General features: G+C 43.3%; 9 protein-coding genes and 1 pseudogene. 3 read left to right on the top strand and 7 right to left on the bottom strand.

What is annotated here, in order from left to right:
• Positions 1-30: 30 nt before the first annotated feature.
• The 6 genes from E5355_RS01070 to E5355_RS01095 form a co-directional block, all read right to left on the bottom strand.
• Complete coding sequence (locus tag E5355_RS01070) at positions 31-1,212, bottom strand: glycoside hydrolase family 172 protein (protein WP_087333448.1); 1,182 nt, start codon at positions 1,210-1,212, stop codon at positions 31-33.
• Positions 1,213-1,240: 28 nt separating this feature from the next.
• On the bottom strand, positions 1,241-2,881 hold the full coding sequence (locus E5355_RS01075) for a ribulokinase (RefSeq protein WP_136008807.1): 1,641 nt from the start codon (positions 2,879-2,881) through the stop codon (positions 1,241-1,243).
• 11 nt (positions 2,882-2,892) lie between these two features.
• Positions 2,893-4,323 (bottom strand): L-fucose:H+ symporter permease, encoded by a 1,431-nt coding sequence (fucP, locus tag E5355_RS01080; protein ID WP_136008808.1) that lies wholly within the window; start codon positions 4,321-4,323, stop codon positions 2,893-2,895.
• 25 nt (positions 4,324-4,348) lie between these two features.
• Complete coding sequence (locus E5355_RS01085; protein ID WP_136008809.1) at positions 4,349-5,572, bottom strand: DUF6786 family protein; 1,224 nt, start codon at positions 5,570-5,572, stop codon at positions 4,349-4,351.
• A gap of 14 nt (positions 5,573-5,586) precedes the next feature.
• A complete protein-coding gene (locus tag E5355_RS01090; protein ID WP_136008810.1) occupies positions 5,587-7,374 on the bottom strand; it encodes an L-fucose isomerase in 1,788 nt (595 codons plus the stop codon).
• A gap of 76 nt (positions 7,375-7,450) precedes the next feature.
• Positions 7,451-8,455 (bottom strand): LacI family DNA-binding transcriptional regulator, encoded by a 1,005-nt coding sequence (locus E5355_RS01095; RefSeq protein WP_136008811.1) that lies wholly within the window; start codon positions 8,453-8,455, stop codon positions 7,451-7,453.
• Between the two features lie 230 nt (positions 8,456-8,685).
• Here E5355_RS01095 and E5355_RS01100 point away from each other — a divergent pair, with 230 nt between their 5' ends.
• The 3 genes and pseudogenes from E5355_RS01100 to E5355_RS19745 all read left to right on the top strand — a co-directional run.
• Positions 8,686-9,750 carry a hypothetical protein gene (locus tag E5355_RS01100; RefSeq protein WP_136008812.1) on the top strand — a complete coding sequence of 355 codons (1,065 nt, stop codon included), beginning with the start codon at positions 8,686-8,688 and terminating at the stop codon, positions 9,748-9,750.
• Between the two features lie 295 nt (positions 9,751-10,045).
• Positions 10,046-10,261 carry a hypothetical protein gene (locus E5355_RS01105; RefSeq protein ID WP_246866862.1) on the top strand — a complete coding sequence of 72 codons (216 nt, stop codon included), beginning with the start codon at positions 10,046-10,048 and terminating at the stop codon, positions 10,259-10,261.
• Positions 10,219-10,320, top strand: a pseudogene (locus E5355_RS19745) (IS982 family transposase); the annotation flags it as partial. The gene E5355_RS01105 and the pseudogene E5355_RS19745, both read left to right, overlap by 43 nt.
• Before the next feature lie 113 nt (positions 10,321-10,433).
• On the opposite strand, the gene E5355_RS01115 reads toward E5355_RS19745, so the two are convergent.
• Positions 10,434-11,318, bottom strand: coding sequence for a DMT family transporter (locus E5355_RS01115; RefSeq protein ID WP_136008813.1), 885 nt, complete (start codon positions 11,316-11,318; stop codon positions 10,434-10,436).
• Between the last annotated feature and the right edge of the window lie 209 nt (positions 11,319-11,527).

The following is an 11,527-nucleotide window of genomic DNA, read 5'->3' on the forward strand; positions in this document are numbered from 1 at the left end:
AACGTAATTTTAAATATTGAGCATACCCAATTACCATCTTGGAATTTCCAAATCGTCCTTGCTCGGCAAAGCCGGGAATTTGGCATGCGGCTCGGCCTGGTACCAGAAAGTGGTCGACGAGATATCCGACTTCTGGTTGTTGTAGCGTCCGTCATGACGCCATCCCAGGTCCTGTATCGTGACCTTCAGGTCCTTGTCGAAGCGTACCGGATCAAGGATATGCCAGCGGTACAACCCGAAAGCAGTCACCGCACGGTACAGCCCGTCAGGACGGATTACCTGGTGCATACCGGCATAGGGGGTGGTGAACTCCTGGTATTGGCGCGTCTTCTGGTTCTCGAAATTGTACGAGCCGCAGAAGTAGTCCTCAGCCCCGGTTCCACAGATAGTCGGGTATTCCTTGTCACCGTCCATGTAGAACTTGATTTCCCCTTCACCCCACCAGCAGTTGTCGTTTACACGCCACGCCAGGTAGGTACCCACATACTGTCCCTTGCCCTTCACACCGTCAATCAGCGTGTGCAGAGACCCCTGGGTCGGGTTGGAACGACGGAACTGCGCGTGGAAGTAGGCCTCGTCCTCGGGGACTTCTGTCAGGGTGTAGTTGATTTGGTAGTACAGGCGCATCTCCTCGGCGGTGTTGATGTTCTCCAGCGTGATACGGGCTTTCTTGCGGAAAGGCATCTTCCAGTAGCAGTTGAAAGCGCTGCCCGGATTCACGCAGACGGCCAGCGAGGAGAGCTGTGCATATTCATTGTATGCGCTGCAGAAGAAGTCACCCACCGGACATTCGACGGAAGGCTCCTTCTCGTCGTCCCAGTACATTCTCAGGATGGAGAAGCGCCAGTTCCCGGTCGGCGTCATCCAGATTTGCTGGATGGCTCCCGGACCCTCAATCTCCGCAATCGTGATTGTCTCTCCCGGTTTCACGATGATGAAGGGGTTCACCTTCCAACCCTTGCCCAGGTCCTTGGCCGCATGGTGGGCGTTGGCCACATTGCGCTGGTCCTTGTCCCTGACCGGGTCTGCCATGCCGCCCTTGCCTTTCTCACCCGTGAAGTTCTCGGGGCTGATGGAACGTGTCTTGGCATCGGACAGTCTTGACAGGTTACCCATGTTCATATCCAGTCCGTTGAAGGGGTAGTTACTTTGGGCGTAAACACCTACGGTGACCATGCACAAGGCCGCCAGAATTAATGATTTGATTCTCATGTTTTAAATAGATTAATGGTTTGTATACTTAGTTAATGGTTTCAGCAAGTTTTGCCAGTTCAAGATATTTCTTGTACAGTTTTTCGTAGATGAGGGCTCTTTTCTCATCCGGCCGGTATTCAGCCTCGATGTCCGACCCCATGTGCCTTGTCGCCTCGTTGATATCCTTGTACACCCCTGCGGCAACTGCCGCGAACATTGCCGCCCCCAGGGCACAGGTCTGTTCCGAGCGGACCACACGAATAGGCATGTCCAGCACGTCCGCCAGCGTCTGCATCACGAAGGGCGCCTTCTTGCTGATGCCTCCGATGGCATTGACCGAATCAATGCGCAGCCCCTGTCCCTTCATATGCTCCACAATACGACGGGAACCGAAGGCGGTGGCTTCCACCAGCGCACGGAATATTTCCGGGGCGCTGGTTCCCAGCGTGAGTCCCACAACGGCACCCTTCACGTTCTGGTCTGCATCGGGGGTACGGCGGCCATTCATCCAGTCCAAGGCGACAACACCGTCCTCGGAGGGTTCCATGTCCTGGGCCTCACGGGTGAGTTCCACCAGCATGCCTTCCAGAACTTTCTGCCTGGCCTCCCCCTCGGGGATGTCCTTCAGTGTCCATGCCAGCATCTTCCTGAACCAGGCGTAGATGTCTCCGAAAGCCGACTGTCCGGCTTCGAAACCGATGAATCCCGGAAGCACCGAACCGTCCACCTGGCCGCAGATTCCCTTGATACAGCGTCCGCCTACCTCGTCTTTGCCGGCAACCATGATGTCGCAGGTGGATGTTCCCATGATACGTGTCAGTATCCCCGGGGCGACGGATGCGCCTACGGCTCCCATATGGGCGTCCAGTGCTCCCACAGCCACGGCGATTCCTTGGGGAAGTCCAAGCCTGTCTGCCCACTCGTGTGTCAGCTCCCCTGCCTTGGTGTCGCTGGTGTGGGTTTCCGTGAACAGATGGGGGAGCATTTCCTTCAAGGCCGGATTAAGTTCTTCGAGAACTTCGCCGGAAGGAAGACACCAACTGGCATGCCACATTGCTTTATGTCCAGCAGCACAACGGCTACGAAAGATCTGTTCCGGAATAGTGTTACCAGTTACTAATCCAGTCATCCAATCACAATGTTCTACCCAAGCATAAGCAGCATCCTTTATAGCGACATTTGTGTTGATAATATGTAAAACCTTTGACCATACCCATTCTGATGAATAAGTACCACCTTCATAAAGTAAATAATCAAGGTTACGTTTATTGATCAGTGCATTGATTTGCTCAGCTTCTCGAACAGCTGTATGATCTTTCCAAAGAATAAACATAGCATCCGGTTCTTCTGCAAACTCGGGACATAAAGCTAATGGCATTCCTGCCTTATCGGTTAAAGCAGGAGTACTACCAGTTGTGTCAAAACATAATCCACAAATAGAAGCAATCTCTTCTTCCTTCAAATCAGATAAAGCTATATGTACAGCCTCTGTCATGGATTCAATATAATCTAATGGATGTTGGCGATAACGATTGTTGTGTGCATCGCAGTAAAGCCCCGCTTTCCAACGGGGGTAAAAACTTACCCCCGTAGCCATTTCACGGCCAGTATATGTATCCACTACCAGTGCACGACAAGAATCCGTACCAAAATCAAGACCAATAACGTATTTCTTGTTTGACTCCATAGTTTAAAGCATTATTTGGTTGTTAACTCTTGTTTTCTTGCAATGAAGAACCCATAATAGGCAATCACTGCAAAAGCAACGGCCGGTACAACATATGCAGCCATAATACTACCCGTCTGGTCAGAGACAATACCCTGAATTTGGGTCAGAACGGCAGCACCAGCAATAGCCATTACCATGAATGAACCTCCAATCTTAGTGTCATTCCCCAAACCCGTAAGACCAAAACCATAAATGGTCGGGAACATCAATGACATACATCCGGAAATACCCATCAGGCAATAGACTCCAAAACAGCCCTTACCGAACATCGCACCCAAACAACACATTACAGCAAGAAGCGAAAGCCCTATCAAAAGTTTATAGGCTTTCACGTACTTCATCATTGCAGTGCATACAAACCTCATGGTCACAAAGAGAATGAGCGACATGATATAGTAAGTGGCCGCAGCTTGTTCTGCCGTACGTGGCAGTAAATCATTCAATCCAAGCCATTCACAACAATTATAGAATGCAGCAGCTATCGGTTCCACACCGCGCAATGCGATGACAACGGCCTCCGCAGAAGTTGAGTCGCCTAAAGAAGCCAACACGTCGTCAAAATTGAGCTGTTGCATGGCATAACGGATGACAAAAGACCATACTGCGATTTGAGCACCTACATAAAAGAACTGTGCGATTACACCCCACACATAATTTTTATTTTTTACGAGTCGACGAAGCGTAGCACCAAATTCGACTTTCTCTCCGCTTTCACGAAGATTGGGCATTTTGGTCAAGCGGATGGCAAGCAGAAGCACCAACATCACTAGACCAAGTACCACATAAGCCGTAGTAACAGCATTCAGTTCTTGTCCCTGGATGGCGATTAACTCCTCAACCGGAAGATAGGCACGTTCTGTCGCTGTCATTCCATTCAGTTTTGAGAGGATGAAAATCTGACTGATTACTACTCCCGTAATTGCCCCGAACGGGTTAAAAGCCTGCGACAGATTCAGACGGCGTGTGGCAGTACTTTCAGGACCGATTGCCAATATATAGGAATTGGTAGATGTCTCCAAGACTGAAAGACCGGCAAAGAGAACGAAGATTGCAAGCAGATACATAAAGAAGCTGAAATCAACGTTCACTCCCGAGCTAAGCATGGCAGGATAGAACAGTAAAGCCCCAAATGCATATAGACCAAGCCCCAGCATTACACCTGATTTATAAGTGTATTTCTTGATAAACAAGGCACCAGGAACAGCGCAACATCCATATCCTAACAAATAGCACACCACTTGTATCCAAGCAGTTTTCGAATCACTCATACTCATGATGCGCTTGAAAGCTGCAAGCATAGTATCTGTCAGATTATTCGGCACAGCCCAGGCAAAGAAAAGAGTAGTGAGCAGAATGAATGGGAAGAGGATTCCTTTCGGTATTATTTTATTTGATTCCATACGAATTCTCCATTATATAGTTACCCTATTGAAACTTTGTTTTTATTACATTCAAATCTGCTCCAAATAAATCTTGCACGATAGGGGCCAATTGTTTATCCTTACCTTGTATATGAATCACCTTTTGCGTATGAACCAATGATGCACCGGGAGCTAGCTCCGCACCAGGAGAAGATGTTTCAATTTCATAGAAAGGTCCCATTATAGAACCATCTTCTACCGGACCGTCATTATAAGAGTTGATTACATCCCCGGCAAACAGATTTTCCTGAGGTCCCCATTGACCATTTACGTAGACTGAAGGAGTTTCGGGAAGACTACACCACAGGATTGTGAGTACGCCTTTCAATGAATCATAACTTCCGCAAATATCCGTTGCCCGTGAAGCCGGCAATCCCAGTTTGGAACGATAGAGCCCGTCAATCTTGAAATAGATAATACCATTTTCCTTTATCAGCCTATCCGTCGGTATCTTACCGAAATATTCATCATTCACGATTGTTCCTTCCGCATCTTGCTTATAAGGAATGAATACAGTAGTGGTCGGTGTAGGATTAAAACAACCGAGCATCCATACAGATACAAGACCACCCTCTTTTGTCCACGCCTTGTCACCTGTATTGGTAATCTTATTCTCACTCTTGTAAGCTACAATTTTCATATCATTTGTAAGCTGGATATTAAAATCGGCAGCCACTTCACCGGCATCCATCAACGATACAGTACGGTCAATATTCATATCAAAAGTAGTACCGGAAGCATTTGTCAAACGAGTATCTTTCACAAAACGGATACTACTGTTGTCTTGCGACTTTATGTCAAAAGCTTCAGTATCAAGTACCGGAGGAACTATCCAATTATCATAAACCTGCTCTTGTCCTTCCTTAAAATAAAGTGAGAACGGACCACCTTCCGGACCAAGCCAGAAGCGTTCCTCACCTCCTACCGGATTAAATTGAGAACTGACTTTGCCCTCATTTATGAAACGATAATTAATCCAGCCGTAACTGTCACCTTCATCGCCGGAAGCAGAAGTAGTCATTACACGGCCTTGCCATGCAGGAATAACCATCACTTTAGAATTCCCATCAGCAGATACCAATTCAGTATATTCAATGCCGTGGTCCTTTAAGAACTGGGCATCATAAGCATAACTTCCCATCTTGATTTCTTTTTGTCCGCCGCATGATACAAGTATTGCAGTTGCACCTACCAGCAGAGTGTTTTTCAGTTTGGTTGATTTCAACATAACGCCTGTTTCCTTTATTTATAGAGAGGTCTATAATTCTTGCAAGCTCTATAGTCACTGCCTTCCATATCCTCGCCAAAAGCGGTCCAAGCACTGGGACGGAAAATATCTTCCTCAGAAACATTGTGCATGCATACCGGGATACGAAGCATGGAAGCCAGAGTAATCAAGTCAGCACCGATATGACCATAACTGATAGCGCCATGATTAGCCCCCCAGTTATTCATAACAGTATATACATCACGGAAATATCCCTTACCTGTCAGACGTGGAGCGAAGAAAGTGGAAGGCCATGTACGGTCAGTACGTTCATTGATAGCCTTGAAGACATCCTTATCCAAATTTACTGTCCATCCTTCGGCTATCTGCAATACCGGACCTTGACCTTTTACGAGATTCAAACGGCACATTGTTACCGGCATTTCACCACGAGTCAGGAACTGGGAAGAATAACCACCGCCACGCATATATTCGCGACTGGCCGGATGCCACTTGGTTGCAGAAAGACAAGCTTCTACTTCCTCTTCCGTAATTTCCCAGAAAGGCTTCATTACCGGTTTATTGTCACGTGTCTGACAGCCTGTTCCATCAAGCGTACAAGAGCCGGAGTTGATCAGGTGAATGAAACCGTTTGCCGCCTTACCTTCCAATTTCTTACCCGTTACCCGTTCTATGGCATTCGGACTCCAATAAGTACGCACATCCGCAAATATCTGTGCCGTATTGGTCAATAAATGATTGAAGAGCATTGAAATACAATTCAACGTATCATTTTCCGTAGCAAAAGTAAATGCTTCACGGATACCGTTCCAATCAAAAGAAGTATTCAGAATAGCTTCTGAAAAATCACCGTCAGGCTTATAATCCGTCCACTGGCGCTGTCCCTGGAAACCTGCAGCAATCGCATTGTGTCCCATTGATTCTTCCTTGAAGCCCATTTCTGCCAATTTGGGATTGCCAATCATCATATCACGGAAAATGAGGGTCATTTTCACCACATATTCCCAACGGGCATCTTTCTCTTCACGGGAATATACCAGATGTTCCGGATTAAAGTCTGTCCCTTCATTACTCTTGCAATACTTTTCTGTCCATGCCATAGCACATGCAAACTCTTCATGGTCATAAATACCCAACTGAACACGACGTTCTATCTCACTGGCATCCACATACTCATTACGCATGCCCAAATACTCCTGGAAGAAATCAGGATTTGGAATAGAACCTGCAATACCCATGGATACGCTGCCGATTGAAAGATAGGATTTCCCCTTCATTGTAGCCACTGCTATACCTGCACGTGCAAAGCGCAACAATTTTTCCTGTACATCTTCAGGAATTTCCATATTGGTGACTTCTTGTACATCACGTCCATAAATACCAAAGGTGGGCAATCCCTTCTGTGTATGACTTGCCAATGCTGAAGCCAGATAAACCGCACCCGGACGTTCTGTACCATTAAAGCCCCAAATGGCTTTCGGCATTTCTCCTTCCATATCAATAGTCTCGAATCCATAACACCAACAAGGAGTTACAGAGAGTATGATACCTACTCCACTATTGCGGAATTTTTCAGCTGCCATAGCAGCTTCAGCCACTCCACCGATAGTTGTATCTGCAATAACGCACTCTACGGAAGTGCCGTCGCTATGACGTAAAACAGAAGAATAAAGCTCGGCCACTTTATGGGCCATGGCCATAGTCATATCCTCCAATGACTCACGGATACCTCCACGACGACCGTCAATAATAGGTCTGATACCAATTTTTGGCTTTCCACCAATTAATCTTGAATTTCTCATGGTTCAACTGATTTTATTTGAATTATATGATAAATTAACTAAAACGATTAAGCTAATATTTAAAAAAATAGCTCGCTTAAGGAGCTATCTCAATAAATTCTCCCTCAGCAAGAACAGATTGCACTGTATTGCCGTTTGCAATGATATCTATCAGTATTTCAAGTGCTTTCTGTACTAAAACATCTATAGGCTGTTGAATATAGGATATAGGAGCACCAAAAAAGTCAAATACCGGATTACCATCAAAACCCACTAAACCTATTTTACCAATAATTTCTTCTCCCATGTCTTTTATTGTATATAAACAAGCCAATGAAATCATGTTGGTGGCAAAAAGGAAAGCGTCTACACCACCATCAATCATTTTAGGCAATAAACGATCTGCTGACTTTCTGGGAGTATCCTGCTTCAAAAAGGCCACGTTAGCCAAGTTTTTCTTACCGGCTTCATCCATAGCCTTTTTATAACCACGGATACGCTCTTTCATATGGATAAGGTTGACATCATAAGCCACCATACAAGGAGCATTATAGCCTGCATCCAAAAGATGTTTGGTTGATATATAGGAAGCATTAAAGTTATTCAATGCTACATAACTGACATTAAGTTCAGGAAAATAGCGGTCAAATAGAACGATAGAAATATTGTTGTTCACCAATGAAGCAATAGACTTTTCGGAATTATCACAAGGAACAATGATGAGTCCATCTACACCTTTATTAATAAGATTACTGACAACACGATTCATCTTATCCTTATCCTCATCTGAACTCCCAAAAAGTACAGTATATCCTCGTTTGGTTGCCTCATCTTCCAATACACGCGCTAATTGAGAAAAAAATGGGTTGGAAATATCAGAAACCACTAATCCTATTGTTTTTGTTTTGCCACTACGAAGACTTTTGGCCGCAAGATTAGGCTGGTAGTTCATTTCATTGGCAATTTTCAATATGCGTTGGGCAGTCTCTTCTCCCACGCGATACTCTTTCTTCTTCCCATTCAAAACGAACGAAACCAATGCTGTTGAAACGCCTGCAGCTTCAGCAATATCCTTCAGCGATATTTTTTTTAGTGACGACATATATTTGTGTAACGTTTTTGCTATATAATAGTATTATACTTTTAGGTTACCTCTTGAATCAGTAGCACTTATCGTATTCTCACGATGCAAATATAAACATAAAAATTAAATCTGCAAATTATTTTGCTAATTCGTTATAACATTTTTATATTTGCAGTACCAAATCATGCTAAAAACGATATGAACTACCATAAACGACACATAAAAATTAATTTTAAACTTTTAAAATCATGAAAACCAAGATTCTATTTACACTTTTATTCTTTGCATGCAGAATACACTACCTTTATGGACAGACTAACCTACAAATAGCTCCGGAAACTTTAGCAACTCCGGAAAAAAATGGAATATGGTTACAACCTGCTCAAAATACAAAAGCACAACCCATTTGGGGATTTGCAAATGGTATCCGAATAGGAATTACTCCATTAGGAGGTCCACGTGGGCTAATTCGTATCTATACACCTTATTTAGAACATGATGAATTTGTTGTTACCAATTTCATTGCTTTTGAACCAATTGATAAAGCAAAAAATAATAGGGGGCTCTCAGAATTGGAATGGAGTCAACTTGATAATGTTCGTGGAAAACGTTTTTGGAGTGGGAATACTCCTGAAGCTCCCTCATTCCCAAATCAATATTATCCAGCTCACGGAGTAATAGCAAAGGAAAATGGAGTTGAAACACTTACTGTGTATTTCTTTTGTGAAACTTTTGATAATGGTGCGGATATCTATGTCCGGACTAAATTCACAGAAGGAAAGCCTTATGAGTTTGAATTAACTACGTATACCACGGAAGAGTCAGATGAGCTAAATCGTTTTATACTCACAGCTACTATGGGAAACAAAGCAAGACTTAGGACATTACATCTCGCAGATGGTAAAACGAAAGAAGCCGGCCAATTATGGCCGAGCTATAAAGATTCTAATTTCACAGAACATAACCATACTCCAGTGGCAGAAATGATAAAAGATAAAAATGGAGGTGTATGGTTTATAGCGTCACCTGATGAGAAAGACCCTACAAAAGCTGTATATGCTGAAGATACACATACACATTGGAAATATACTGGTAAAAAAGCAACGCAATATTGGTATTGTTCCAATCCAAGTAATGAGTTAGAAGGAGTTGTGAACGGTCGTTATGCTTATTGGGCAAGTAAATCTCCGATACCTGGTGGTATCGCTTATGAGAACTTTGAACTGACTGAACCATTTCAGTCTGGTCAAAGCTATATTTTTGGTATCACACCTCTTTCACCGGAAGAATTAATAAATCACATTATGAAATAAGAACGGACTACTTTTTGGTAGAAATTCCTTTCTTCTTAATTTATAGAACAGAAACAAGATAAAGGGTGGATAAAAATAATAAAAGGCTAAATTACAAAACTGACTAAATAGCTTATTACTCTAATGAGAGCAGCAGAAAATAGATACTCTATTTCTACTGTTCTCATTTTTATATATACAACTTTTCATAGTATAAAATCTCAAAAGACTCTTTCAAAGTTAACTTAAGATATATTTCTTAACTAATTGTTGGTGTCTTCCTTCTGGTGAAGTTCTCGAAAAACTTAATCCGGCCTTGAAGGAAATGCTCCCCCATCTGTTCACGGAAACCCACACCAGCGACACCAAAGCAGGGGAGCCGACACGTATCATGGGAACATCCACTTGCGACATCATGGTTACCGACAAAGACGAGGTAGGCGGACGCTGTATCAAGGGAATCTGCGGTCAGGTGGACGGTTCGGTAGTTGTTTCAAGCATTATTATAAGGGATATGCGTGCAAGCATTTGACACATCTTTTCCCCCACCATGTATCGTACAACCGTTTTGTGGAATTGGAAAAAGAAGTACACTTCATATTAGATGGGAGTAATACATTAAAAAAACGTTACTTTTAATATAGGGTGACGTCTTTTATTATTTTAAATACTTATCTATCAGTTGTCCATAAGTTAATGAAACCCTATTTCATTATCTTTCCTGCCCAATAAACTCCCCCCAATATCAGCACCGCCCCCATCAAAGCAACCATAGTAAGCTGTTCTCCAAGCAGAAAAGCAGAGCCTACCAGAGTGAAGAGAGGATTCAGATAAATATAGTTGGAAGCTCTTATCGTTCCCAGCTGTTTCAATACCACATTCCAGACTACAAAACAAATCAAGGAGGCCAACACACCCAGGAAAAGCAGATTGAACAGAATAGCCGGCTCGAGAAGACGAGCAATGTCGAAGTTCCAAGGATGAACCAGAAATGCAGGAAGAATAGTCAATACTCCATAAAAAAATATCTTACGGGTAATGAAAGTTATACCATAACGGTTGGACATTTTCCTCATTATTAAGCTATAGAATGCCCAGGAAAAAGCTGCAAGCAAAGTAAGGAAATCACCTAAAGGAGAAATCTTCAATACAAAACTACCATTATAAACCACCAATGCCACACCAACCAACGCCAGCAAAGAACCAGCCATCAATCCACGGGTAACTTTTTCCTTCTTGTAAATCCACAAAGAAAGAATGGTCGTGAGCAACGGTGCCGTACAGACAATAAATGCCACATTCGTAGCCAATGTAATCTCTAAAGCTGTATTTTCCGTAAAAAAGTAAAATGAACCGCCTGCTATACCTCCTAAAAACAACCAAAATTCATCTTTCCAATTATCAGCAAACAGTTTTCGTGGAGAAATAAACCAGATGCCCAGATAAGCTATCAGGAAACGAAGGAAGAATATTTCTTGCGGGGAAAGGCCATGTCCAATCAATACTTTCGTTGAAATAAAGGTCAGCCCCCAAATACCTACCGTAAGAACGGCGACAAGATGATAAGTATAATTTTTCATTGCGTTCATACACTTCCGATAAGTCGCGCAAAGATACGACTTTCTTCTTCAACACAATAACGCGAAGGATGAAATCTTCCCAGACTTCATCCTTCGCTATATCCTAAAAATCTTTTAGAAAATATCCTATTGAATAATTTAGTTACTGTTTGTATTATAAATAATTTAAGTTTCGCAAGTTCAGCTTGCTAGTTTTAATTTGTAAATATCGCATATAT

It is taken from the genome of Bacteroides muris (ex Afrizal et al. 2022), from assembly GCF_004793475.1.
In the GTDB taxonomy this organism is placed as follows: Bacteria; Bacteroidota; Bacteroidia; order Bacteroidales; family Bacteroidaceae; genus Bacteroides; species Bacteroides muris.

Bases quoted from the DNA above. Each gene is read 5' to 3' on its own strand.
- fucP (WP_136008808.1), bottom strand. From the start codon at position 4,323: ATGGAATCAAATAAAATAATACCGAAAGGAATCCTCTTCCCATTCATT.
- E5355_RS01100 (WP_136008812.1), top strand. From the start codon at position 8,686: ATGAAAACCAAGATTCTATTTACACTTTTATTCTTTGCATGCAGAATA.
- E5355_RS01090 (WP_136008810.1), bottom strand. From the start codon at position 7,374: ATGAGAAATTCAAGATTAATTGGTGGAAAGCCAAAAATTGGTATCAGA.
- E5355_RS01095 (WP_136008811.1), bottom strand. From the start codon at position 8,455: ATGTCGTCACTAAAAAAAATATCGCTGAAGGATATTGCTGAAGCTGCA.
- E5355_RS01070 (WP_087333448.1), bottom strand. From the start codon at position 1,212: ATGAGAATCAAATCATTAATTCTGGCGGCCTTGTGCATGGTCACCGTA.
- E5355_RS01115 (WP_136008813.1), bottom strand. From the start codon at position 11,318: ATGAACGCAATGAAAAATTATACTTATCATCTTGTCGCCGTTCTTACG.
- E5355_RS01075 (WP_136008807.1), bottom strand. From the start codon at position 2,881: ATGGAGTCAAACAAGAAATACGTTATTGGTCTTGATTTTGGTACGGAT.
- E5355_RS01085 (WP_136008809.1), bottom strand. From the start codon at position 5,572: ATGTTGAAATCAACCAAACTGAAAAACACTCTGCTGGTAGGTGCAACT.